Source organism: Rummeliibacillus sp. TYF-LIM-RU47, assembly GCF_008638315.1.
Lineage (GTDB): Bacteria > Bacillota > Bacilli > Bacillales_A > Planococcaceae > Rummeliibacillus > Rummeliibacillus stabekisii.
In genome coordinates this window covers 1,717,154-1,742,933 of the sequence record NZ_VVIR01000001.1, presented here as the reverse complement: position 1 = coordinate 1,742,933, position 25,780 = coordinate 1,717,154, and the positions used below count along the sequence as shown (strand labels likewise).

Here is a 25,780-nt window from a genome sequence, read left to right as displayed (position 1 = left end):
CCCATGCCAAATGTACAAGTAAATTGTTCTGTTTCCGATTGTTTTTTCCATAAGGTTGGTAATGTTTGTGGTGCATCAGCGATTAATGTCGATATGGATTACCACTCCAGAGATAAGGATACAGAGTTTGCAACAGAGTTTGATTTTGACAAGATTTCCGAAAAAGCTAACACTTCTAAGGATACTTGCTGTAAAACTTTTAAACCAAAAGAAAAGTAAAAGAAAACTCATGAACAATTGGCAGCTATGCGATTCATAGCATTAGGGATTCCACTATAACGTGGGTCCCTTTTTTTAGTCATTTGATTTCCATAATATAATCTCGTATACTTTTTTCTGTATAACTAAAGAGTAAAGGAGACGCGTCATGACATTTGAAGAAATACTACCGCGTATGAAAGCAGGAGAAAAAGTAATAAGAAAAGGATTTAATGGAGCTGAATTATACATAAAATTAGTAGGGGAAAGCACACATGATGGTGAAAAGCTAAATCCTTATTTTTTAATTAATGTATCTGGTGAAGGCTACACTATGTTCACGCCGACAGTTTGTGATTTATTAGCTGAAGACTGGGAAATTGTCGATTAAAGACACTTCTCACTATATGATTGAAAAAGTATTATACATGAATATAATTGAGAGTCCATGGATTGCCATGGGCTTTTGTAATGAGGTGCAAAAATGAAATTTGATTTTAAAGGCAAAACCGTTTTTGTTACGGGAGCAGCGTCTGGAATTGGGCATGCACAAGCAAGGGCGTTTCTTGAAAGTGGAGCGATGGTATTTGCGATGGATTTAGACGAAGAGGGATTGAATTCTATAGCAAAAGAATATAAGCAAAATTTTGCTTATTCAGTAGGAAGCGTAGCGGATAATAGTCAGGTATTGAAAGCTGTCCAAAAGGCCATTTCGCTTTTTTCTAAAATTGATATCTTGCTAAATACAGCTGGCATTTTAGATGGCTATGCAAAGACATTAGATACAGACGAGGCTTTGTGGGATGCTATTTTAAATACAAACCTTAAAGGAACATATTTAGTAACGAATGCAATTCTTCCACAAATGATTGAGATAAAATCAGGGGTCATTATAAATATGGCTTCCATTGCAGGTCTTGTAGCAGGGGGAGGCGGAGCAGCATACACAGCTTCTAAACATGCAATTGTCGGTTACACTAAACAGCTAGATTTAGATTATAGTAAAATGGGGATTCGTGCTAATGCGATTGCTCCAGGTGCTATTCAAACACCTATGAACAAAGCGGATTTCCAAGGTAATGGAGAGATGGCAAAATGGGTGGCAAGAGAGACACCTGCAGGTAGATGGGCTCAACCAAGTGAAGTAGCAAATCTTACACTGTTTTTAGCACATGATGTCTCAGACTATATACATGCAGCAGTCGTCCCAATTGATGGAGGTTGGATTGCAAAATAATGTTTTCTATTTAACAACTATTTGATATACTTTTCAAGTAAGCAAATTTGCTTGCATTGCGGCACTTTTGGTTAGGCATAGTCTAATCTCCTTTGGTCGCAGTTATGACTAAAATAGCTTTTGGCTATTTTACAAAGGAGAATGAAAATGAATAAAACGTTTTACAATGTATCTACACGCACCTCTGTTTCTGAAATCACCAAAACAGCCCTCGTTGCCGCCCTTTATGTAGCGGTCACCACCGTTTTAGCTGTCGTCAGTTTTGGCGCCATCCAATTTCGTTTAGCTGAAATGTTTAACTATCTAGCACTTTACCATAAACGTTACATAGTAGCCGTCACTCTCGGTGTTATTATTGCTAATTTTATGTCTCCGACATGGCCAATCGATGTGCCAGTTGGTGGGCTTGCTACATTTTTAGTCATTCTTTTATGCCGAGCGGTAACGAAAAAAATCAAGAATGATATTACAAAAATGGCAGTCACTGCTTTAATTTTTGCTTTCTCTATGTTCACGGTTGCTGGGCAATTATCTATTCTTTATCATCTTCCTTTTTTCTATACATGGTATACAGTTGCGCTTGGTGAGCTGCTTTCGATGGCAGTAGGTGGCGTAATTATGAATATATTGAAAAAGAAAATTGATTTTACAAAATAAAAGTTTCATTAAAAATTGCTCTTCTCAATTAATGAGAAGAGCAATTTTTATAGTAAAATGTTTTCTGTTTTTAATGTCACAAAAGGTTATTCTTCTTTACTTTCCTTCATTTTCCATCTTCGCCCTGGCCAGTAAGCATAACGGCCAAGTACAGCAGTGATAGCAGGAACAAGGAGTGGACGAACAACAAATGTGTCTAATAATACGCCGATCGCTGTAACAATCCCAAATTGCAGGAGTACTTGAATAGGCAAGGTAGCCAAGACTGCAAAAGTTCCAGCTAGAATTAAGCCTGCAGAAGTAATCACGCTACTTGTTTCACTGACCCCATTTGCGATGGCTAATCGATTACTTTGTTTATTTTTGTTTTTCCAAATACTTGATATCATAAAGATATTATAATCTTCACCTAATGCAACTAAGAAAACGAAAGAGTATAAAGGAATTAAGCCCTGAATTGCTGAAATGCCTAATACATCGTGTACCAGAATCCAACCAGCGCCCAACGCAGATAAATAAGAAAGTAAGACCGTTAGGATCAGGTATACCATCGCAACAATAGACCGCAAGTACATTAACAACAATGCAGCTATAATAACGATTACTGTTGGTACAATTACCTTCATATCTCGTTCCGTTGTCTTCACTGTGTCATATTGCTTAGAAGTTTCGCCACCTATCCAGAGATGATCTTGTGGTTCCACACCTGAGTCTTTTAGTATGGTAGAAACTTTCTTGTTTAATTTTGGTATAGTATCAACAGCTTCCATACTGTAAGGGTCTTCTTTTAAAGTAATATCATAAGAATGATATTCTTTGTTTTTAACCCCTTCTTTTTTCTCTGAAACTTCTTCGATATACGATAGTTTGCTCAGCTGATCTTTAATCTCAACTTTTTTACCTTCTGTATTGATGATTAATTGTAAAGGTGCTAGTTTTCCTTGTGAAAAATGTTCGGACATTAAATCAAAACCTTCTCTAGAAGGCATATCTTTTGGAAATGATTCTATTAAATCCTGTGTATATTGAATACGTGGAACGAAGGATGCTAATGCACCTAATAGGACAACACTTAAAATGATGACAGTCCACGGTTTTCTTGTCACCCAATGGCCAATTTTTCTGCTGAACTTTCCGTGGGGAGCGATTCTTCTTACTTTTTTTCCTTTCTTTTCTTCTAGTTTCTTCGTCATTTCCTCTGTTCGTGGGACGAAAGGATAAAATGCTGCACGCCCAAGAATACCTAACAAAGCAGGTAACAGTGTTAATGCCGCCATACCCATAATGAGTATAACTAAACTAAATGGAACTGCGAAGCGATGGAAGGATCCATATTGTGCAAGCAGCAAAGTACTTAGACTAAGCACGACGGTTAATGCACTTACTAAGATAGCTCCACCTGAATGTTTAATGGCATGTTCTAAGGCTGTAAACTTATCCTCTTCCTCTAATAAGCATTCTCTGTATTTGGATACTAAGAATAAACAATAATCTGTTCCTGCGCCGAATAATAATACGGTCATAATGGATACGGCTTGTGAATCAACTGTAATAAAGCCTTCTTTAGCGAGAAATCCTAAAAGAGGATTCGTCACACCATAAGCAAATCCTACACCTATCAATGGCACTAACGCTAAGAGTGGGGAGCGATATAACAGCACAAGCAATATTAATACTAATAAAACCGTACCAATCAGTAACGTTACATCTGCTTTACTGAATAAGGCAGTGGCATCTGTAGAAATTCCTACAGGACCTGTAAAACGAACATGTAAGCCTGAGTCACTAATTTTACGATCAAATAAAGATTTAGATTCTACTTTAGATAAATGTTTTTTTAATGAAGATAAATCACTTGTCAATTCCTCAGTAGAAGCTTTTTTATTCATGAAAACAGGCGTCACAATTGTTTTGCCGTCCTCAGAGGCAGAAGCCTGTAAACCTTGAGGCGGAAGTTTTCCAAGTGGAGGAAGAAAATTTTGGGCTGATAACGGATGTTTTTCTAGATGTTGATATAATGATGAAATCTTTTGGTAATCTTGGGTGGTTAACCCGTCTGTCCGATGCCATACAATTAACAATGGTGTACCTGTATTATCAGGGTATTGTTCTTTTGCAATTTTTTCTGCTTTAACTGACATAGCATTGTCAGGCAAATTAGCGGCACCATTATCTGTTTCTTTGTTAACGCTTGGAAACACGGCTGTAAGTACGGCTACTAAAAGAACCCAAACTGCCAAAGTAATCCATCTGCCTTTTTTACTTGAGACAGCTGTTACAAATTCAATAAAAAACTTTTTCATTAAGTAGAGCCCCTTTCGGAAGGATTTAAATTAATTATATATACTGGTAGGTTAATTATCAAATCTATTTTCTTATTAATATATGATGACCTAATATCCTTGTATGTAAACATGCGATAAGATAAAAAATTCCCGCTATAAAAACTAGCGGGATAATCCTATTTTTTAAAGAAGCCATTCCAAAAAACATCTAATATTTGTATAGCAGATGTCTCAGCCGACTCGAATATGGAAAGTCCATCTGCTTGCTTATAATTCCCCACTCGAATAAGTGCAAGATAAGCATGCGCTGCAAATTTTGTGTTCACATGCGGTATTTCTCCAGAGTCTATTGCTTTTTTAAATTCATTTTCAATCCCTTCGTACATTTTTTCTTCTGCTTTTTTCATTTCACCCATTTGTTCTTCTGTTAAGGATTGTTTAGATTCTCTCATAAACCCATCCAAGTCAAGGGTTGTGGTTGCTTTTAAGTGTGCCGTTGTCACATCTAATAAACGATCATACAAGGGCTTATCTGAAGTGAGCAAAAATAGAATTCGTTCCTGAATTCTTTCCATTAGTGCAACCATTGTTTCTTTAAACAATTCAGCTTTGGTTTCATAATAGTAATATACGGTTGCTTTAGTCGTTTCAGAATTCCGAGCAATATCATCCATCGATACTCTTTGGAAGCCATGCTCCAAAAATAAACGTGTAGCAACTTGTAGGATTACTTCCCTTGTCGATATATCATTATTTTTTTGTTTAGGCCTTCCAACAGGGCGACCTCGTTTTTTAGAAGCCATAATCCTTCTCCTTATCTATGTCTACTTAATTTATAGCCATCATATTTAGCTTTTCGTAAATTATATCCACTGTTATTTTACCATTGAATAAGCAAGAGTTCTAAAGAATAAGTGTAATTTATATTAAGTTTCTGCACGAAAGTTAAGCTGCAACTGTTTAAAAGAAGGATTCTTTTTTAAATCTAACCTCAAATCTATTCATACTATAAGATTGCTAGGAATACGATAGTAGAAGTTAAAGGTGGAGATGGAGGTGGAGATGATCACAAAGTTTTTAATAGATTTTATTCACCCACATTCTTGTTATTAAGCACACCCTTACTTTTTACAACTCTATTCATTCGCTGAATAAGCTAAAACAATACAAAAAAAGGAGAAAAATATGAAGGAATTCCACCAACAAACATCCGCACAAGTAATGGATTTGCTTTCTGTGACTAAGGAAGGCTTGAATGAACTAGATGTTCAGCAGAGATTAGAAGAATATGGACCGAATGAATTAGAAGAAAGCCAAAAGATTAGCACCATAGCTGTTTTCTTTGGCCAGTTTAAGGATTTGCTTGTAATTATTTTAATGGTTGCAGCATCAATCTCGTTTTTATTAGGTGAAGTGGAAAGCACCATTGTCATCATGATTGTAGTTATATTGAATGCTGTATTAGGAACAGTACAGCATGTCAAAGCTGAACAATCTCTCGACAATCTGAAAGCCTTAACTTCCCCAGTAGCAAAGGTGTTAAGGAATAATGAAATCATCGAAATATTGTCTGAGGAAATAGTAGTCGGCGATTTGCTATATTTAGAAGCAGGCGATTATATTAGTGCAGACGGTAGGTTAATAGAAAGCTTTAATCTTTTAATTAACGAAAGTTCTCTCACTGGTGAATCGTTGGCTGTTGAAAAAACTACCGATCCTATATTCGATGAAGGTGTGACAACAGCGGATAAAAGAAATATGGTATTCACCGGCAGCTTTGTGACAAATGGTCGTGGGACGGTTGTAGTTACCTCAACAGGAATGAATACAGAGATTGGTAAAATTGCTAATCTCCTTGGCACAGCAAAAGAGAAAAAGACCCCACTTCAAATCAGTCTTGATCATTTTGGCGAGAAGCTTGCATTAGGCATCACACTCATCTGTTTAGCTATCTTTACGATTGACCTTATACGCGGACGTGCCTTGGTGGAATCTTTTATGTTTGCTGTTTCGCTTGCAGTAGCTGCTATTCCGGAAGCATTAAGTTCTATTGTGACGATCGTTCTTGCCTTTGGTACTCAAAAAATGGCCAAAGAGAATGCAATTATACGAAAGCTTTTTGCAGTAGAAAGCCTTGGTAGTGTATCTGTCATTTGTTCGGACAAGACCGGTACCTTAACGAAAAATAAAATGATGGTTCAACAAGTTTATATTGATAAAGAAGTACAAGCATTTAATGAACTGGATATGAAAAACAAATTGCATAAACAATTTATTACTCAATCGCTCCTATGCAACGACTCCTTCGTAAGGGAAGAGAAGGAGATTGGGGATCCTACTGAGATTGCACTTGTAAAATTAGGCAAACACTATAAATTAGACGAGCTTATGCTTCGTAAACAACACCCAAGAATGGCCGAAATCCCTTTTGATTCTGACCGAAAATTAATGTCAACTGTTAATGAAGTAAATGGTAAAAGAATGCTTACGACAAAGGGCGCATTAGATGTTCTTTTACAACGAATGAATAAGATAGAGACAACAAATGGCATCGTTGAAATGACAAGCGAAGACAGACAAAGAATTGAAAAAGCCAATCACAACTTTTCAACTAAAGGGCTGCGCGTTTTGGCGATTGCTTATAAAACCGTGAGGCCAAAACAAACGATTGATTTCGAAGATGAACATGATTTAATCTTTCTAGGGTTAGTAGCAATGATGGACCCACCAAGAGATGAATCAAAAGCTGCTGTAGAGAGCTGTATTCAGGCAGGCATAAAGCCTGTAATGATTACAGGAGATCATAAAATCACTGCAACAGCCATTGCTTCTCAAATTGGTATTTTAAAAGATCCAAGTGAAGCCATTGAAGGGCATGAAATTGAAAAATTAACAGATAAGGAACTACAAGATTATGTGGAGGATTATTCTGTTTATGCCCGTGTGACACCTGAACATAAAATTCGAATTGTTAGAGCATGGCAGGAAAAAGGCAAAGTAGTTGCAATGACCGGGGATGGAGTGAATGATGGTCCGGCTTTAAAGCAAGCAGACATAGGAGTAGCAATGGGTATTACCGGAACAGAAGTGGCGAAAGACGCTTCCTCAATGATTTTAACTGATGACAACTTTTCAACCATTGTTAAAGCAGTAGCGAATGGGAGGAGCCTTTACACCAATATCAAGAATGCCATTCTTTTCTTACTTTCAGGAAATGCTGGCGCTATCTTCGTCGTTTTGTATGCGACGGTTTTTGGATTATCGGTCCCATTTGCACCAGTTCATCTTTTATTTATCAACTTGTTGACAGATAGTTTGCCCGCAATTGCTATCGGACTCGAACCAAATAATAAAAAGCTAATGAAGGATAAGCCTCGAAACATTCACGAACCATTGTTAAACAAACGGTTTACGACACAAGTAGTACTTGAGGGCTTACTCATTGCTATATCTACCATCATCGCATTCAAGCTAGGTCTTTCAACAGGAAGTACATTGACTGCAAGTACGATGGCATTTGCGACACTATGTTTATCTCGTTTGATTCACGGCTTTAACTCTCGTTCAAAAGAATCCATCTTTGCCATTGGAATCTTTTCAAACAAATATACATGGGTGGCCTTCTTAATCGGGGTTATCAGCTTACATCTTGTTTTATTCTTACCATCTCTAACTACTGTATTTAAAGTAGCACCATTAAGCGGCTTGCAAATGGGCTATATTTATACACTATCGAGTCTACCCTTCATAGTGAATCAGTGGTTTAAGGTTTTGTTTGTAAGAAGGAAATAAGTAAATTAACCGATCCTTTGTTAAAAGGGTCGGTTTTTGCAGTTATAAAAGAGTAGACAGATGTAACACATTCTTATTTTAAAAGCCATCGATGGAACTTTTAGAAAGTTTAATATATTATTGTTATATATCTAATTAAAAAGGAGATTTAACAATGCAAAGAAAAGCATATACAGCAAAAAGTGCAACCTCATCAGGTCCATATTCACACGCAATAGACACGGGAGATTATGTATTTTTCTCAGGTCAGACAGCAAAGAATACACCAACTGCTAAAGATCTAACTGGAGATATTGCTGCTCAAACAAAACAATGCTTTGCGAACTTAGTAGAAGTCATGGAAGAAGCAGGACTTTCCCATGAAGATGTGGTAAAGGTAAATGTTTATTTAACAGACATGAACAATTTCAATGCAATGAATGAAGTGTATAAAACTTACTTCATCGAACCATATCCTGCAAGAACTTGTGTAGCAGTAGTTGCATTGCCACTAGGCGCAGAAGTAGAAATTGAACTGATCGCTAAAAGATCAAATTAAGAAGCAATGGCCGACAAACAGTTTAAGCTGTTTGTTGGCCTTTTTAATTGGGATAAGTCTTAATTAGAGTTTGAGTGAGCCTAGATAGAAAGGACGAGTGTCCTGAAAGATCGTGAGTGCCTGACTGAAATGGAGAATGAGTGACCTTAATTGGAAAATGAGTTACCTTCTAAGATTCGATCGATAACAGGGTGTAAGCATGTTGTCATTTAGGAAATCAACAGGTCATTATCATACACCCATCATTAAATGCATAGGATATTGCCAAACTTATAGACACTATTTGTTATTAAACCAAAAATGAGTTGCATTGCGACTTGTTTTGATCAAAAAATGAAAGATCAATTAAAAATAATAATATTAAGAGTGACCTTATTGTGTACCTGATTTTTTATATTTAGAATTATTAAGAATTACTTTTGAAGCTATACGAAAGTGAAATAGGCTTGGTAGATCGAAAATTATAAAGTTACTAAACAAATAGTAATGTTTAAGGAAAGTAGATTGAGTTGAACGTCTGCTTTTGAAATAATTGGTACTAATCAACATGCTATTATTGGAATAAGATCCAAAAGAAAAGAATTTTTATAATATAGGAGGGTGCCCATGGATAAAAATGAATTAATCTCATTATTCCACAAAGAACTTCGACAAGATGCTCAAGTGAAAGGTTATATAAGAGAGGAAACAGAGCATGTCGTCCGTCATATTTCACAGTTTGGCGAAAAAGGGTTCATTGTCTCATCTAATGTAAACGAAGGTAATATAAAAGAAATTATTAAGAACGAGTTAAGCTATTTTAGTAACCTTGAGCAGAATTTTGAGTGGAAGGTGTATAACTACGATAAGCCAGATAGTTTGAAAGATATTCTTAGACAAGAAGGATTCACAATAGAGGATCCTGAAGCACTAATGGTCATGGAGTTAGATGAACAGCTTCCCTTGCTTAAAAACGACCGACACGTCAACTTAAAGGAAATAACGGATTATAAAGGCATTCAAGACATTATTTTTCTAGAAGATGTTATCTGGAATGTACCGCATACTGAGTTGGGAGAAAGACTTTGGAGAGATAAACAAAATAATCCTGAATCCCTATACCTGTATGGAATTTATGAAGATGGTCAGCTTGTAAGTGCAGCTTGGATGTACTTAGAGGAAAATTCCTCTTTCGTCAGCTTATGGGGAGGTTCAACTTTACCGTTGTTCCGAGGAAAAGGTTATTATACAGCTCTTTTAGCTACTCGTGCAAAAAAGGCATATGAAAAAGGGTATCCTTTCCTTACTGTTGATGCCAGTACAATGAGTAGACCCATCCTAGAAAAATGTGGTTTTCTATGTCTTGCATTTTCTTATGGCTGCCAGTCACCTTCTACCAAGCAGTAGAACCTCTTATTAAAAAACTCGATAATAAAAGCTCATGAGTTATTCCGTTAAAGACAGAGAGTCCTAAAATAAAAAAGCGCCAAATGAGAAATATCCATTTGGCGCTTCTGCTATTTAACTATAAAAATAAAATACAAAATGAACAATAGAGCAAGTATATACATAATCGGATGGAGCTCTTTACCACGTTTTTGCATAAGCAAAGCTAATGGATAGAGAATAAAGCCGAACGCTAATCCAAGTGCAACACTAGAAGTGAGTGGCATCATAATAATGGTTAAAAATGATGGAATCGCTACTTCTACCCGTGACCAATTAATGTTTTGTAGATTCATAGCCATTAATCCGCCCACAATAATTAAAGCAGGTGCAGTTACTTCGTTTGTGATGACGGAAAGGATAGGTGAGAAGAATAATGCGATTGCAAAGCATACGGCAGTAATGACCGAAGTAAAACCTGTTCTTCCGCCTACTGCAATACCAGCAGAGGATTCAACACTGGTTGCAGGTGTTGAGGTACCGAGTATTGCACCAATTGCTCCAGCAGAAGAGTCGGCCAGCAGTGCACGTCCGATTTTCGGAATTTTGTTGTCTTTCATAATGCCTGCTTGGCTAGTTAAAGCAATTAAAGCACCAGCAGTATCGAAAAATGCAACAAAAAGGAAAGTGAAAATCACGGCTAATACTTCAGGGGCGAAAATATCCTGCAGGTGAGGAAATACCACACCAAAAGTTGGTTTAAGACTTGGGATTGTCCCCATAATATGCGTTGGGATTTTTACTAAACCAGTCAACATACCGATAATAGTAGAAATAATCATCCCGTAAAAAATAGCACCTTTTACATTGCGGACTAACATAAGGATGGTGATGACTAAACCAAAAACGGCAAGGCCAGTTGTCGGAGAAGTTAAGTGACCTATGGATACAAAAGTATCTTTATTTGGGATAATAATTTTTGCATTTTTAAAACCGATAAATGCGATGAAAAACCCAATGCCCGCTGCTATGGCATGTTTCAAATCTTCTGGTATCGCATTTATTATTTTCTCCCGTATTTTTAATAAACTTAAAACGATGAAAATGACGCCTGCTACAAAAACCCCAGTCAAAGCAACTTCCCATTTAATTCCCATACCTATACAAACAGAGAACGTAAAAAACGAATTCAACCCCATACTTGGTGCAATAGCTATTGGATAGTTTGCTAGAAGTCCAATAAGTAATGATCCTATGATAGCAGTTAGCGCAGTTGCGGTGAAAATAGCCCCCTTGTCCATTCCAGTTTGGCTAAGGATTAAAGGATTGACTACCAAAATATAAGCTATTGAAAGGAATGTGGTAACCCCAGCCAATGTCTCTTGCTTATAGCTGGTATTCCTCTCAGTAAATTGAAAAAAGTGTTTCATGATGACTATCTCCTATTCTATTATATAAAAAAACTTTGGCTACCAAGTGCCAAAGTCATCTACAAAGGAATAAAAAATAATTATTTCATTTATTTGATATTCCTTGTAGACAAGCTATTTATGGTAGCTGGTAGAAACGATCAAGCCTTATTCTTGAACTTATACAAGGATATTTAGGTTTTAAAAGTAATAGAAAGATAATATCAAGATTTAATGTATACGTCAATATAAGCTGCAAAATTTATCGAATAATGTCGAAGTTGGATAATGTATAAATGATGAAAATAAATACAAGATAAGCTTTGATAGGAGGTTTTCTAATGGTAAATAAAAAAGTCAACAAGCAACATAACAAGAGGAAAGAAAAATACAGTAATGAATTTATAGAGGAAGAAAAAGTGCCAAAAAAAATGACTTTTAAGGAAAAAAAGGAAAAGGCCATTGAAGTTGCAAGCCAAAATTTGCAATAATAATTAGAAGCCTTAATGAAAATCATTAAGGCTTCTAGTATTACTTGTTTACTCTCTCATCCGATTGCTTATTGATTTCAGCAATGGCATTTTCTCTCCATTCAGCCGCAAATTCTTCACGGAAATTGTCAGGACTATTATACGGAGAATTAGTATTTCGGTAATCTTTAGCATTAGGCAGTTGGCTATTATTGTTTTTATTCTTTGCTTTATAACCACACTTTTTTGGCATGTTAGATCACCTCCTACATAAGATAAGTTGCTCTTTTTCCTTCATTTTATGCTAAGCCTTTTGCCGCTCTCTTTTCACATATTAGCCAGTATTGCATATGCTAAATGGTATATGAAAAGGGAAGGGGACAGAAAATGAGTTATAAATACAAAGAGGTAGAATATGATAATCTAAATTTGGTTAAGAAATTAGTAAGCGATTACGAAATATGCCCAGAGTGCGGTAGTGTAGGAAGCAGCGGAAGAGATGGAACAATGAAATACAATAACAAACAAGGTAAATTCGAAAGAACATGCAAGTGTGGATGGGAAGCCAAAGTTGAGATAGAAAAGTTATAAATAGTCAAAACGATCAAGCCAAAGTAAATGAGGTAAATGTAGTAATAATTAAAAAATACATAAAATGTTTTTTCTAAATTAAATAATGGCAGAAAACTCAGTAATCAACTTTCAAAAGTTTAATTATAAATTACTTCTCAAACGGAATTTATTTTCGTTTGAGAAGCTCTAAGAAATATCATGCAAATAATTATTTTCTAAAAGAAGTAGATATTATTGTTAACATTCAGGAAAGAGATTTATTTGTTTTATCTGTGGATTTAATAATTTAGAAGAATCTCCCTATTCTTTAGATTTAGCTGGAAGTTTTGAAATCTGTCCATGTTGTGGTTTTGAATATGGAGGAGATGATTATGATTGTATTGAATTTATACATGAAGGTTTAACTAATCTGGAAATTGTTAAAAACTCTCATTTATGTTGGAGGTATGCATGGATAAGAAAAGGAATGAGATTGTTTGATCCAAAAGCATTTTCGAGAGAAATGAAAAATGGTGATAGTATAAAGGATGATATTATAAGGAAACAATTGAAACAAAATTTAGGAATTGAATTACATATCTATTAGTAGTAAACCGCTTAATGTATAACATATAAGCGGCTTTTTTATGATTAAAAGCGATAAAATGAATAAGTAAAATAGGAAATTAGTAATTAAAATAAATAAATTATTTTCAATAATACGATTTTATAGCAAAAAGAACGTATGTTTGGTATAATGTTGATAGATAGTTCGGTACTCAAGGGTGGTTGGCTTTCTCCTAAATAGATCAGACTAATTTGTCCATAACGTGTGGCATCGTCTGTACAAGGAGGTGATGCCATGACGGTATATGAATCATTAACGTTTGCGATTGCATTCGCTACCTTAATCATTACAATTCTGTCATTCAACCATAAAAAATAACCCATCCTTGAGTTAACGGCTCTGATGGGTTGTCATATCCTAAATGAGCTAATCCCCCTATCGGGAATCAACTATCATCTATTTAACCGTCCGATGCTACAACATCGGCGGTCTTTTTAATATATGCAGTTCTACTTTTAGTATACGAGTATACTGACTATATTTCAAGTTTTGTGTCCGGACATTCACAATTAGTAGATGTCTTGTTGGTCGATTGGTAGTTTCGTTTTTAACTAAAGATGGTATGAAAAGGAGAAGGACATGAAATTTGAAATGTGATTTTAACTCGACCATAGATAAAAGATAGGATGTGTATGTCTTGTGATGTTAGATCGTATAGAGGAATACAATGACAAAGAAAATGAAGCAGATTCTTATTTTTATGCATTTTTAGAACCGATTTCACCCAAAATGGCTCAATTGGCCAAAGAACTAGAAAATACAATTTTCAATAGTCCACGGATGATGTTGACTCATTCTAGGGTGTTATCGGAGTACATCTTGAAGCAAGTCATTAAAATTAAAAAATTTGAAGAACCAGCAGATAATCTGTTAGACAGAATTAATTTATTACAGCATAAAGGATGCTTGTCAGAAGACATTTGCAATGCCTTACACCATGTGAGGAAAATGGGTAACCAAGCCGCACATGAAACCCGAGCATTCCGATTCTCTGAAGCCTTATTATCATGGGAAGCACTATATAAAATTATCAAATGGTATGTGGACACATATGGAGATGCAAAATTTAAAGTCCCCCTTTATCAAGATCCGCTGCCGACAAATCAAAACCAATCTGCAACAGAAGAAATTGAAGATAGATTACAATCACTTGAAGAACTTCTTATGTCGCTAAAAGAAAGAGAAGAAGGAAAAGAAGAAGAGGAAGAAGAAGTACAAGGAGACGAGAATCGAGTTATTAGAGCAATATCCTATCAAGGTCAGCAAATTGATATACCTTATTTTCTTAGAGATATTTATTTGTTGCCACAGCGATTTCCTCATGCAGAGAAATTTTTAATACGCTTAGGTGCAGAGCAACAGGTCCGCGTGATGAGTGAACTGCCTAGTAATTTAAATGATTTAAAGCAGCATTTAAAAAGAAACCAAGAGCAGAATATAGAAAATCTTTTTAAGGATTTAAAAATATTTGTTGAAGAAGAAGTAGAGCGCAAAAGAATGCAAACGGAAAACGAAGGTAAATTATTTTTATTTTTTAAAGACCAGTGCATTGTTATAACTGACGAACTTTCTATTATCAAGCTTTCAAACAATGAATTTCGAGGAATTCCTCAACTTATCAGGCAGTTAAATGAGGATGATATTTGTACAGTAGGCCAGCTTCCAAAGGAATTAGTGATTTTAACTAAATATGATAAGGTTGGTAAGGGGACGGTTGAAAAATTATTTAATCAATTGATTGAAAAGCAAAAAAACATGCAAGAAGCAGCAGTCCAATAAATGAGTTTTTATTAATATAATAAGTTAGATAGCCTAATTGTTTGAAAAAAGAACATTGGGCTATTTTTTTAATGCTAGTTTAATTACCAATGCGAAACGAAAATGATATACTACTTATACTTTCAATTTTTGTTTTAAGTAGGGAGGCAATATGAAGAAGGTTGCAATCATACAAGATCTATCATCTTTCGGCAAATGCTCACTAACCGCTGCTATTCCAGTACTTTCTGTAATGGGCGTGCAGGCTTGTCCTTTGCCAACAGCTATATTGTCAGCACAAACGGATTATCCTAGTTTTTTTTATGAAGATTTTACAGATAAGATACCTCACTTTATTGAAGAGTGGAGCAGTATGGATGCGAAATTTGATGGTATACATACAGGATTTGTCACCGGAAGAAAACAAATAGATCATATTTTTAAATTCTTGGAAAAATTTCAAACCGAAAATACACATCTATTGGTAGATCCAGTGATGGGAGATGGGGGGACAGCCTACAAGCTCTATACCGATAATCTACTATCTAGAATGAGAGAGCTCGTAAAATTAGCGCATGTTATCACACCAAATGTTACAGAGTGCTGCTTATTAACAGGTTTATCCTATGAAAAATTATATAGTTATCAAAATGATGATTTTATACAAGCGTTAGAAGAAGCAGGTAAGAACCTACAACTAATAACCGGAGCTAAAGTAATTATTACTGGAGTTACTCCGCCTAAGTGCGAGGGGACAGGCCGCTTCATTGGGAATATGTACATAGATAGAGAAGAAATAAACTACAAGGCTATGCCGTACAATGGATTAAGTTATTCGGGTACTGGTGATTTGTTTGCTTCGGTCATTATGGGTGGGATAATGCGAGGAGATCATCTTAATGATTCAGTACATCTAGCAGAATCGTTTCTAGCTGCTGCCATACAAGATACTTCAAGAGAAGACGTCCCCAAAATAGCAGGAGTTAACTTTGAAAAATTTTTAGGTATGCTTCTTAAAAAAAACACACCTCTCTAGTGCTAGAGGTGTGTTTTTTAGTTCTCATTTAAATGTTGGTATTTTCTTCAAGAACATACAGACCGGAATGGATACAAGTAGTCCAATAGCATTTTGAACAACGTCTCCTGGAATAGATGCAGCTGGTGCAATCCAATTTCCATAAAGGAAGCCTTCCCCAATAAAGTAAACAGCAATCATTGGAGGCATGGAAATAATCGTTGCAATAAGGTTGAGCATTAAGCTGTTTCCACTTCGCCCTCTTGACCAAGCGATTTTGCCTACAATAAATCCTTGTAAGCCACGTGCAACAAAGGAAATTGGTGCCCAAAGCGTCCATCCCGAAACCAAATCAAATAGCCCCATCCCAAAAGCGCCGGCAATTGCTCCTTTTTTTGGACCAAATAAAATGGAAATAATAAATAGCATGCCTGTACCGAGATGAACCAACCCGCCATTTGCTGTAATCGGCAACTTTATATTTAGTAGCATGGTGGCCACGAAAACTAAAGCTATTGACATGGCACTTGTAATTAAATCAAACGTTCGAATTCTATTTGTGGAATGCCCCATTGTTTTTTGCATACTTTTCCCCCTAATAAATCCTCAGCTATCAACTTAAAAATAAAAAAGCTGAATTCTTTAAATTATTTAATAAACTGAACTGTAAATAAGATTATCAAATGGTTGATCTTTTTAAAAGTATCAATTTTCATAAATTTAAAGGGGTCAGCATGATATGAAATCCTCTAAAAATAAACAGCTATATAATAATTTTTTATAATCATAAATACTATAAACGTCTACTTATACTAATAAAAAGTTCGACACTAACACGAAATTATATATCCTACTAAATTGTTGTAAATCCTTTTTTAAATTAACTAAAAATGAGTTACTTGGTATAAATTTTAGGGAGAAGGGGTAGAAAAGAAGTAGAAGTTAAAGGAGGTAATAGGTTTGTCAGAGAATAAAAAACAAAACAAACAACAACAAGATGTAGAGCGCGAAATATTAACGACTCGCCAAGGTCATCCTGTAACGGATAACCAAAATATCCGAACAGTTGGTAACAGAGGTCCAGCAACACTTGAAAATTATCATTTCATTGAAAAAATTTCTCATTTTGACCGTGAGGAAGTACCAGAACGTGTGGTACATGCCAGAGGAAGCGGCGCATTCGGCTACTTTGAAACATATGGCAAAGTAGGGGATGAACCAGTTGAGAAATATACACGAGCAAAAGTGTTCTCAGGTAAAGGAAAAAGAACACCATTGATGGTCCGCTTTTCGACAGTTGCAGGATCTAAGGATTCACCTGAAACTGACCGTGACCCTCGTGGGTTTGCAGTGAAGATGTATACAGAAGATGGAAACTGGGATTTAGTCGGCAATAATTTAAAGATTTTCTTTATTCGTGATGCGATGAAGTTTCCTGATATGATTCACGCTTTTAAGGCAGATCCAGCTTCAAATGTGCCAAATCCACAAAGAATGTTTGATTTTGTAGCGAGAACACCTGAGGCTACACATATGATTACTTTCTTGTTCTCTCCATGGGGAATTCCAGCAACATATCGCCATATGCAAGGTTCTGGTGTTAATACGTATAAATGGGTGAATGAAAAAGGCGAAGCAGTGTTAGTAAAATATCATTGGGAACCGAAGCAAGGTATTCGAAATCTAACACAAGAAGAAGCACATCAAATTCAAAGTAAAAATGTAGGGCATGCAACACAGGATTTATATGAGGCAATTGAGCGTGGAGATTATCCAGAATGGGAATTATATGTTCAAATTATGGAAGATGATTATCATCCAGAACTAGATTTTGATCCTTTAGATGATACAAAGCTTTGGCCTGAAGACAAATTCCCATGGTTGCCAGTTGGCCGTATGGTATTAGATCGAAATCCGGTTAATTTCCATGAAGAAATTGAACAAGCTGCATTTGGTACAGGTGTATTAGTAGATGGCATGGATTTCTCTGATGATAAAATGCTCCAAGGCAGAACATTCTCTTATTCAGACACACAACGTTACCGTATCGGGTCAAATTATCTTAAATTAGATGTCAATGCACCAAAAGTTCCTGTGCATACAAACCAGCAACGTGGCCAAATGGATACTAGAGATCCTCAAGAGTCTGGTGAAAATCCTCACATTAATTATGAGCCTTCAGTACTTGGTGGTTTTAAAGAGGCAAGCAAGGAGGGGCGTATACAACATCGTCCATCTTATAATGCTCAAGTTATGAGCGAGCCAATTGACCGCCCGAATAACTACGGACAAGCAGGCGAAACTTATCGCAGTTTTAAAGATTGGGAACGCGATGAGCTAATTAACAACCTATCTAATGCGCTTGCTATTTGTGACAAAAGAATTCAAGATGCAATGATTGAACATTTTTCACAAGCCGATGAAGATTATGGTCGTCGTGTTAAAGAAGGTATTCAAGAAAAAATGAAAGAGTTAAAACAAACTGAAACAAAACTTCCTGGCCGAGAAGCGGGAATTTCTAAATATGGAGAAGGCACTAGAGCTGCCAATGAAGCTACAAAAGAAGCTGTAGATAAGAGCCATAAAGCGGATCCATATTAAATAAAAGTATAAAGCCTCCCCCTGCACCAATTATGGTGTAGGGGAGGCTTTATTTAGGAATTATTTAAGGATAGAAAAAGGAATTTTTCAAAACAAACACACTCATGAATCCGCTTACTATCTTTAAATTGTTCGATATCTTTCCCAACATAATGAGCGAAAGTATTTACTAAGTATAAATCAGGTATGCTGCTTTTATAGTTGGGATGCAATTCATCTTCTTCGAAATAAACGTGATAATAGGAATCTACAATATTAAATTGCATTCTTTTATACCATTTTTGTACCCAAAGATCATTGCGAGTCCATGCCTCCAAACGATTTAACCCTAATTTCTTCGCTCTATTTTCAGCTGCAACGAGTAGTTGTTGTCCAATCCCTTGTCGGTAAAAATCAGGATGGACTGCGATATGCCAAATCATTCCCCCTAAACCTTCACCACGAGAACATACCGTTTGTTCTTCTGCATATTCAACATCAATCAAACCAACAATTTGCCCATCATGCTCTGCAACTAGCTCAATAGATGGATTTTGATAGTGTTCTTTCTTCGTTAAAACATTATCAAAATAAGCCGTCTGCAAAAATGCAAGCGCGCGGCATCTTACCCAACCAGTTTCATCACGATGGTTATAGTCTCTAATTATCAATTTTCCCTCCGTTTTTAGGGACCACGCAGTTTATAGGGCAGTTATACGTGAACCCTTACAAGTAATGTACCCCGCATATTGTATTTAAGTTTGTCATTATATAACGCCCCCTTTACTTATAGTTATTCAATATTAACAGAATATTGTTACTAGAGAAAGCGGAGTATTAAGGTTGTGAAACAATGAGTATGTACATTTAAAAGGATTGCCATATGACAATCCTTTTTTCTAATGAATTATTTAGCTTGAGTATAAGGGATAGCGGATTTCTCAGATATTAAATAATAACCAGCTTTTTTATACTTAATATAGAGAGTACCACCATCATCTTCTAGGTCAGTTGAAATTTTAATAGAGCCATCCTTGCGAATATATTCTTTCTTCACTTCCACTCTACGATGTTTGCTAGCGTAATAAGCAAAAATTAAATCGCCTCTAGAAACATTTTTTACAAGAATATAGTCATCTTTCGTATCCTTTTTATTATGGAAAACAACGTCTTTACGTGTTAGTTCAGATGTTGTTTGATATTCTTTTGGCTCAACTTTGTAGTGAACACGGTTACTTGTGTGACCCAATTTATTAGTGAATTCTATATAAACATCTTTATATTTGTTATCTATATGGAATTGGGTTGTCCCTAAATTAATGTCTTTTGTATTAAATGTAAACTGATCAAATGATTCAGTACTGTTTCTAGAGTCATACACTTTAAACGTATAAGGGAAAAATGTATCTACTGGTAGGAGTAATTCAAAGAAATTATTATCTGTATAAAATAGCATGTCTTTCGTTAATGTTAGCTTTTCTTTGGATACAGAATAGTCATCTGTTACCTTATAGCGGCGAATTCTTTGACTATATAGTTTATTAGTTTCATCAATATCTATGTCTAAGGCCGATATATATTGACCCTTAATTTCAGGCAGAACAACAAGCCTCAAATAATGTTTTTTAGTAGGAGGCAATGTAAAGCTATAACGTTTTTTTCCAGTTGCCTTGACTTCTCCCAATTTAACAAGGTTATTTCTGTCCGCTACTTTTGACGACAAAGGGAAAAAAGGTGGCTCATATGAATAGATGGCGTATTTTGTAAATTTATTTTCATTCCCCATACCATCCCATTTTAATGTTCCTGCAAATACACCTGCCTCTTTATTGATATCTATAAAGGAACGATTCTTCGGATAATTCACCATTATATTCGCTGTATTTGAAATAGGTACAATGATAGGATCTTTTGAAATTTTATTTCCTACAATTGCAAAAATTTTTAATGATTTGGCGCCAGCTGGCATTTTGGGCATTTCAATCATTTTATTTTTGAACGTGACATTCGTTACGCCAATTTTCTTAATAGTTTTTCCGTACCTATCGGCATAAGATAAGAAAACATTAAAGGTACGATTATTTGAAATTAATGAAATACTTTTTTGAGGATTAATTCTGACATTAAATCCAGGAGGAAATTTCACTGTGCTACTCCGAGTCAACTTTTCGGTATTTACATTGTTGATGACAGGGCTTGCTGCTGAAACTGGTAGACGCGCTCCAATAACAAGAATGAATAATAGAATAGATGAACCTATAAAATATTTAATACACTTCATTTTTAAACACCTCTTTTTATCAATATTTTCACTCTATTATAAACGAAAAATCTTTTCTAAGTTTTAAAAAATAAAAAAAGACAATTTTATTACTAAGTTAGACTTATAAATATTATGAAATTTCCCAAGAATCAAAGGGTTTAATGCATAGTAGCACGAATGTTATATAGTATAAATGTAAATTACCTGGAGGCTAAATTATGTTAAATGATACGTGGTTTACTGTGCAACAGATTGATACACATACATATGCAATTAGCGAATATGGACACTGGGAAAAAGTACATTCGTTTTTATTGTTAGGTAATGATAAAGCTGTACTTATTGATACAGGACTAGGAATTGATAATATAAAAAGAATTACAAATCAATTAACTGATTTACCAATTGAAGTTCTTACAACGCATGTCCATGCTGACCATATAGGAAGCCATGGAGAGTTTGAACATATTTTTGTCCATGAAGGGGATAAAGATTGGTTAGTGCATGGGATTAAAGGCTTGTCTATTGAGCAAATACGAAAAGATCTAAGCAGAGATATAACAATACCTACCCCTAAAACATTTGATTCAGAAACATATAAACCATACCAAGGAGAACCAACGGGCTTATTACATCATGGAGATGTAATAGAGTTAGGGAATAGAAGGCTGGTTATCTACCATACGCCTGGGCATTCACCGGGTCACCTTTCGATTTTTGATGAAACTAATGGTTATTTGTTTACAGGAGATTTATTATATGATGAAACGCCAATATATGCTTTTTATCCATCGACCAACCCTGTAGATTTAGTCAACTCGTTAGATAAAATATCAAAGATTCCAAATGTCACGATCGTTTTCGGATCACATAACACATTAGGGCTCAAACCTAAAATTTTAGAAGAAGTAAAATTGGCAGTTGAGTATTTGTGGGCAAATAAGCTTGTTAAATTTGGTACAGGTATCCACCAATTTAACGGGTTCAGTATTCATTTTTAATTCTAAAAACTTATAGGGGCGTTTTAAATGGACAATAGTATGGATTATGGTTTGGCTATTTTAAAACCGGATGGAGTAATTAAGCCAAAGGTATACGACAGTTTTAAAAGAAAATTAGAAAAAAACAACCTGGAGATTGTTTTTAAAAAAAGGGCTCAACTACAAAAAAAAGATATTTTATCTCATTTTTCCTCTCCATTTAATATGGATGAGTATGCTGATTATGTATCTAGTGGTGAAATTATTTCCTTTCTGGTAAGAGGTCATGGAGCATCACACAAATTAAGAGAAATTAAGTTGGCATTCCGTAAAGAATATGGTTTTACATCAAATGATATGAGAAATCTTTTGCATACTGCTGATCATGGTAACGAATATAATTTGCAGTTTAAGTTGTTATTTCCATCCTGCAACATTGTTGTATATTCGCAGTATGCAGATTTAACTGTGAAATTAATAGGTTCTACTAATGAAATACTTAATCAATTACTAAAAATAGATCAGGAATCTAATTTAAAGTATATTGGGTTGTTATGTGAAGATTATTCTATAATTGAAGCAGTAAGGGAATTTAATAAACTAAACAGCGGAAAACTAGAAGTGATTACGGTTTATACCTATAAAACTAATTTTAAAGATATCGATATTGAATTACTAGGATATTTACCATTGAAAAAGACTCCAACAATTAGTGGTACACCTATGCATGGATCCATAACTGAATTTTTCGAATGGATACGAGATAATGAAGGTTTAGTTATCCTTAATTATCTGCCTTTAAAGAACATAAGCTCTGAAATGTTAAATTATTTGAAGGCTTTAGGTTTATATGGAGTTCAAGTTTACGATCCTAGGCGTACTTTGACAGAAGCTGAAATTCTTGAAGATATAGTAGAGGATGATTTTGACCTTTTTGTAAGTGGTGGAACAAATGGATTTGATGTAGCTGGTGCAATCTCAATAGGAAAATACGAATTTAATCAATTAACCAATTTATATTGCCAGAAGAAAAAGTAAAACCTCAAAAATTGCATTAAAGCAGGGAAGAACGCTATTCAGTGCATAAGAAGACATACGATAAAAAAGATGGTAGGGTCAAAAGCGGTTTGATTCGCTTAATCGTTTAAAGATGAAAAGGTGTTTACAATAATTATATGTGAGGCAAGATAAGAATTTCCCTCTCAGAATAAGGAGATTTTAAAATGTATAATTTTAAAAAGATTGATAACGAGAATTTACTTGAAACATTCCCTTTAATAACTCAACTCCGTACAGATATAAGCGAAAAGGACTGTGTAAGTCTATTTAAAGTAATGCAAAGTGAGGGGTATCAAATGATAGCTCTTACTGATCACGGAGTTATTAAAGCTATAGCTGGCTTTAAAATCCAAACAAATTTTTATAACAAAAAACATTTGTTTTTATATGATTTAGTAACAGAATCCTCAGATAGATCAAAGGGATACGGAAATGCAATGATGACATATCTAGAAGAAATAGCTCTAAAAAATCAATGCGTATATATTGCATTAGAATCGGGATTAGCTCGATTAGACGCACATAGATTTTATGAAGATAAAAATAACTTTGATAAATTTTGCTATTCGTTTAGAAAACCTCTAAATACATAGTAGGGAGCGTATAAGATGAAGGAGCTAGACACAGAAAGAGTAAGGATTGTTCCATTAGACGCTGAAAGCTTAAGATTATTTATTGATGATATATGTAAGCTACAGGATGTTTTCCATTTGGAAAAAAGTGAATTACTTTTGGATGAAGAAATAAAAGATGCGATGAAATATAGATTATCTAAAGTATTGATAGATTCCTCAAACTATTATTGGCATACAAATTGGCTCATAATATCCAAGGAGCTAAATTCTATTATAGGTGGAATTATGTTAAAAGGGTTACCCGATGAAAATGGTGAGGTTATTATTGGGTATTTCACCTTCCCTTTTTACCAAAGGAAGGGATATATGACAGAGGCAATTAAGATATTGGCTTCTTGGATTTTAGGGCAGCCTTATGTTAAACGTGTAATTGCTGATACGGAAAAGGAAAATAAAGCTTCACACAAAGTATTAGAAAAAAATGGAGCGAGATTATATAAAGAAACTGAGGACTTATATTTCTGGGAGTTATCTAAGAAAACTATGAATCTTCACATAGAGTGATTTCCTAACTAAATTATAGTTTAACAATAACGAGCCTTGATCAATTATTGCTTAGACTTTTTTCCCTATTCTGCAGTGCTTTAATAATCGCTGGAATTATAACAAATACAACTATTCCACCTATTATTGCTATAAAAGTACGTAGGCTAATAACATTTGTTAAGAAAAGCAACAGTAGAGTAACAAGAAAAAATATTCGCCAATAGAATAGAAAGTTCTTCAAGACTATTCACCTCCTAATGAACATGTTAATTCACTATTCAATAAGTATTTTCTTCGCTATGTATAATTGAAGATTTTTAATATTTAAAAAAATAGCTTATAATATATCCCTTAACTAAGGAGTATACCATTTTATTATGCTATATTAAAAAATATGTTGAATGAATATTGAAGTGATTTATTAACAATATTTGAAGGGGTTTATTGATAATGATCATACTAGATATAAATGAATATAAAAATGTAAAAAAAAAATTAAATGGCACTAGATGTCCAACGTTCATTTATTCAATATTGGATGGATACATTCCTGGAAAAGTTTATGCAGATTCTCATTTATATCAAACAGTCCTTTTTGAAACAACAATAGGTATCTATTATATTGTAGGTGCAACAGAAAATGTAGAATTTAATGATTTTTTTTTTAATCTTTATAGAAAAAGGAAAGAAGAAGGCTTACGATTCACCCTCTTTTCTTCTTCGAAAATATGGGATTCAGTAATACTGGGGGAGTTTGAAAAAGAAATAAGACACTTGGTCAGATTTTCATTTAATTATGATGCTAACAAGGAAGTAGCCAATGTAATCAAATTACCTATTAACTATTCTCTAAAAAAATTAAACTCAACAGTAATAGAGAATAGCCAGGAATTTGATAAGAATTATTATGTGGAATACTGGGGATCTATCAACAATTATGAAGAGAAGGGCTTTGGGTTTGCTATTCTCCATGATGCAAAAGTAATTAGCGAATGCACGTCAATTTTTGCTTCTGAACAATTTGCGGAAATTGATATTGCTACTCATAACGACTATAGAGGACAAGGGTTAGCGAAAATTATCGCTAAGATATTTATTAACCATAGTTTGAAAAATAATATAATTCCTCGATGGGATTGTGATATATCCAATACAACATCTATAAAATTAGCAAAGAAGTTAGGATTTACTAATCCTATAAAATATTCAATTTTTACATAGAAGTTAACAGGTTTAAAGGAGCGATTAACATGTATGAAGTAAAAAATGCTTACTTTTTTCTATATGAAACTTCCACTCTCATTCTAGCTGGTTGTTTTATTCTTGCATTTCTTTTAACAATATTTTGGATTAGCCGAAAGAAAAAAATGAAAAATAGTAACGATTAAGCTATTCAGGTGAAAGAGGAGGAATTGCTTTAGTAGGTTATGGTATCTTGGCATTAGCGGGAAATTTAATTAGTGTGCTGTATTTAACATACAAGAAAAAATATTTAGATAAAAGTGAAGGGCAGAGATATTATGGTTAAACATAAAATATATACAATGAGCGTTGCCAGTGTTTATCCTCATTATGTTAATAAAGCAGAGAAAAAAGGTCGAACAAAGCAAGAAGTTGACAAAATCATTTGCTGGTTGACAGGTTATAACGAAGGAGAGCTAAAAGGACAATTGGATCAAGGCTCGGATTTTGAGACATTCTTTGCAAAAGCCCCTCATTTGAATCCAGCACGAAGATTAATTAAAGGGGTAGTTTGCGGTATCAGAGTAGAAGATATTGAAGAACCATTGATGCAAGAAATCCGTTATTTAGATAAGATGATTGATGAGCTAGCTAAAGGGAAAGCGTTGGGGAAAATTTTACGCGGATGAGT

26 protein-coding genes and 1 riboswitch are annotated in these 25,780 nt (G+C 34.7%); of the genes, 19 read left to right on the top strand and 7 right to left on the bottom strand.

Features of this window, described 5'->3' with window-relative positions:
* Window positions 1-3 precede the first annotated feature (3 nt).
* From F0527_RS08795 to F0527_RS08780, 4 genes are all read left to right on the top strand, one after another.
* On the top strand, window positions 4-219 hold the full coding sequence (locus F0527_RS08795) for a DUF1540 domain-containing protein (RefSeq protein ID WP_150284543.1): 216 nt from the start codon (window positions 4-6) through the stop codon (window positions 217-219).
* 148 nt (window positions 220-367) lie between these two features.
* The gene (locus tag F0527_RS08790; protein WP_150284542.1) at window positions 368-589 is read left to right on the top strand and encodes a DUF2829 domain-containing protein; all 222 of its coding nucleotides are present in this window, start codon (window positions 368-370) and stop codon (window positions 587-589) included.
* Between the two features lie 93 nt (window positions 590-682).
* Window positions 683-1,435: a 3-oxoacyl-ACP reductase gene (locus F0527_RS08785; RefSeq protein WP_150284541.1), complete on the top strand. Its 753-nt coding sequence runs from the start codon at window positions 683-685 to the stop codon at window positions 1,433-1,435.
* Window positions 1,436-1,582: 147 nt separating this feature from the next.
* Window positions 1,583-2,092 (top strand): QueT transporter family protein, encoded by a 510-nt coding sequence (locus F0527_RS08780; RefSeq protein ID WP_150284540.1) that lies wholly within the window; start codon window positions 1,583-1,585, stop codon window positions 2,090-2,092.
* 86 nt (window positions 2,093-2,178) lie between these two features.
* On the opposite strand, the gene F0527_RS08775 is transcribed toward F0527_RS08780, so the two are convergent.
* Together F0527_RS08775 and F0527_RS08770 are read right to left on the bottom strand one after the other, a co-directional pair.
* Window positions 2,179-4,395, bottom strand: coding sequence for an MMPL family transporter (locus F0527_RS08775; protein ID WP_150284539.1), 2,217 nt, complete (start codon window positions 4,393-4,395; stop codon window positions 2,179-2,181).
* A 158-nt stretch (window positions 4,396-4,553) separates the two neighbouring features.
* Window positions 4,554-5,180, bottom strand: coding sequence for a TetR/AcrR family transcriptional regulator (locus F0527_RS08770; protein ID WP_150284538.1), 627 nt, complete (start codon window positions 5,178-5,180; stop codon window positions 4,554-4,556).
* Between the two features lie 382 nt (window positions 5,181-5,562).
* Between F0527_RS08770 and F0527_RS08765 the strand changes: the two genes are divergently transcribed.
* The 3 genes from F0527_RS08765 to F0527_RS08755 all read left to right on the top strand — a co-directional run bounded on the left by F0527_RS08765 (window position 5,563) and on the right by F0527_RS08755 (window position 10,093).
* Window positions 5,563-8,169: a cation-translocating P-type ATPase gene (locus F0527_RS08765; RefSeq protein ID WP_150284537.1), complete on the top strand. Its 2,607-nt coding sequence runs from the start codon at window positions 5,563-5,565 to the stop codon at window positions 8,167-8,169.
* A 154-nt stretch (window positions 8,170-8,323) separates the two neighbouring features.
* Window positions 8,324-8,707, top strand: coding sequence for a RidA family protein (locus F0527_RS08760; RefSeq protein ID WP_150284536.1), 384 nt, complete (start codon window positions 8,324-8,326; stop codon window positions 8,705-8,707).
* A 606-nt stretch (window positions 8,708-9,313) separates the two neighbouring features.
* Complete coding sequence (locus tag F0527_RS08755; RefSeq protein WP_150284535.1) at window positions 9,314-10,093, top strand: GNAT family N-acetyltransferase; 780 nt, start codon at window positions 9,314-9,316, stop codon at window positions 10,091-10,093.
* Window positions 10,094-10,203: 110 nt separating this feature from the next.
* On the opposite strand, the gene F0527_RS08750 is transcribed toward F0527_RS08755, so the two are convergent.
* A complete protein-coding gene (locus F0527_RS08750; RefSeq protein WP_150284534.1) occupies window positions 10,204-11,502 on the bottom strand; it encodes an NCS2 family permease in 1,299 nt (432 codons plus the stop codon).
* An 86-nt stretch (window positions 11,503-11,588) separates the two neighbouring features.
* Window positions 11,589-11,689, bottom strand: a riboswitch (purine riboswitch).
* A gap of 133 nt (window positions 11,690-11,822) precedes the next feature.
* Between F0527_RS08750 and F0527_RS17040 the strand changes: the two genes are divergently transcribed.
* Window positions 11,823-11,972, top strand: coding sequence for a hypothetical protein (locus tag F0527_RS17040; RefSeq protein ID WP_190323421.1), 150 nt, complete (start codon window positions 11,823-11,825; stop codon window positions 11,970-11,972).
* 40 nt (window positions 11,973-12,012) lie between these two features.
* Here F0527_RS17040 and F0527_RS08745 read toward each other — a convergent pair whose 3' ends face one another.
* The gene (locus F0527_RS08745; RefSeq protein WP_066787572.1) at window positions 12,013-12,204 is read right to left on the bottom strand and encodes a hypothetical protein; all 192 of its coding nucleotides are present in this window, start codon (window positions 12,202-12,204) and stop codon (window positions 12,013-12,015) included.
* Window positions 12,205-12,338: 134 nt separating this feature from the next.
* Here F0527_RS08745 and F0527_RS08740 point away from each other — a divergent pair, with 134 nt between their 5' ends.
* From F0527_RS08740 to F0527_RS08730, 4 genes are all read left to right on the top strand, one after another.
* A complete protein-coding gene (locus tag F0527_RS08740; protein ID WP_066787564.1) occupies window positions 12,339-12,542 on the top strand; it encodes a DUF3797 domain-containing protein in 204 nt (67 codons plus the stop codon).
* 823 nt (window positions 12,543-13,365) lie between these two features.
* A complete protein-coding gene (locus F0527_RS17400; RefSeq protein WP_223823582.1) occupies window positions 13,366-13,449 on the top strand; it encodes a putative holin-like toxin in 84 nt (27 codons plus the stop codon).
* A gap of 324 nt (window positions 13,450-13,773) precedes the next feature.
* Window positions 13,774-14,910, top strand: a complete 1,137-nt coding sequence (locus F0527_RS08735; protein ID WP_150284944.1) for a DUF4145 domain-containing protein — start codon at window positions 13,774-13,776, stop codon at window positions 14,908-14,910.
* A gap of 151 nt (window positions 14,911-15,061) precedes the next feature.
* Window positions 15,062-15,925, top strand: coding sequence for a pyridoxamine kinase (locus tag F0527_RS08730; RefSeq protein ID WP_066787559.1), 864 nt, complete (start codon window positions 15,062-15,064; stop codon window positions 15,923-15,925).
* Window positions 15,926-15,949: 24 nt separating this feature from the next.
* On the opposite strand, the gene F0527_RS08725 is transcribed toward F0527_RS08730, so the two are convergent.
* Window positions 15,950-16,489 (bottom strand): ECF transporter S component, encoded by a 540-nt coding sequence (locus F0527_RS08725; RefSeq protein ID WP_066787556.1) that lies wholly within the window; start codon window positions 16,487-16,489, stop codon window positions 15,950-15,952.
* 375 nt (window positions 16,490-16,864) lie between these two features.
* Between F0527_RS08725 and F0527_RS08720 the strand changes: the two genes are divergently transcribed.
* Window positions 16,865-18,505 carry a catalase gene (locus tag F0527_RS08720; protein ID WP_150284533.1) on the top strand — a complete coding sequence of 547 codons (1,641 nt, stop codon included), beginning with the start codon at window positions 16,865-16,867 and terminating at the stop codon, window positions 18,503-18,505.
* 53 nt (window positions 18,506-18,558) lie between these two features.
* On the opposite strand, the gene F0527_RS08715 is transcribed toward F0527_RS08720, so the two are convergent.
* Window positions 18,559-19,155 (bottom strand): GNAT family N-acetyltransferase, encoded by a 597-nt coding sequence (locus F0527_RS08715; protein ID WP_150284532.1) that lies wholly within the window; start codon window positions 19,153-19,155, stop codon window positions 18,559-18,561.
* A gap of 236 nt (window positions 19,156-19,391) precedes the next feature.
* Window positions 19,392-20,765, bottom strand: coding sequence for a hypothetical protein (locus tag F0527_RS08710; RefSeq protein ID WP_150284531.1), 1,374 nt, complete (start codon window positions 20,763-20,765; stop codon window positions 19,392-19,394).
* 200 nt (window positions 20,766-20,965) lie between these two features.
* Here F0527_RS08710 and F0527_RS08705 point away from each other — a divergent pair, with 200 nt between their 5' ends.
* From F0527_RS08705 to F0527_RS08680, 6 genes are all read left to right on the top strand, one after another.
* Window positions 20,966-21,748, top strand: a complete 783-nt coding sequence (locus tag F0527_RS08705) for an MBL fold metallo-hydrolase (protein ID WP_150284530.1) — start codon at window positions 20,966-20,968, stop codon at window positions 21,746-21,748.
* 27 nt (window positions 21,749-21,775) lie between these two features.
* Window positions 21,776-22,765, top strand: coding sequence for a nucleoside-diphosphate kinase (locus F0527_RS08700; protein WP_150284529.1), 990 nt, complete (start codon window positions 21,776-21,778; stop codon window positions 22,763-22,765).
* Window positions 22,766-22,950: 185 nt separating this feature from the next.
* Complete coding sequence (locus F0527_RS08695; protein WP_150284528.1) at window positions 22,951-23,379, top strand: GNAT family N-acetyltransferase; 429 nt, start codon at window positions 22,951-22,953, stop codon at window positions 23,377-23,379.
* 15 nt (window positions 23,380-23,394) lie between these two features.
* A complete protein-coding gene (locus tag F0527_RS08690; RefSeq protein ID WP_150284527.1) occupies window positions 23,395-23,925 on the top strand; it encodes a GNAT family N-acetyltransferase in 531 nt (176 codons plus the stop codon).
* 432 nt (window positions 23,926-24,357) lie between these two features.
* Complete coding sequence (locus F0527_RS08685; protein WP_150284526.1) at window positions 24,358-25,128, top strand: GNAT family N-acetyltransferase; 771 nt, start codon at window positions 24,358-24,360, stop codon at window positions 25,126-25,128.
* Window positions 25,129-25,427: 299 nt separating this feature from the next.
* Window positions 25,428-25,778, top strand: coding sequence for a DUF2200 domain-containing protein (locus F0527_RS08680; RefSeq protein ID WP_150284525.1), 351 nt, complete (start codon window positions 25,428-25,430; stop codon window positions 25,776-25,778).
* Window positions 25,779-25,780 lie beyond the last annotated feature (2 nt).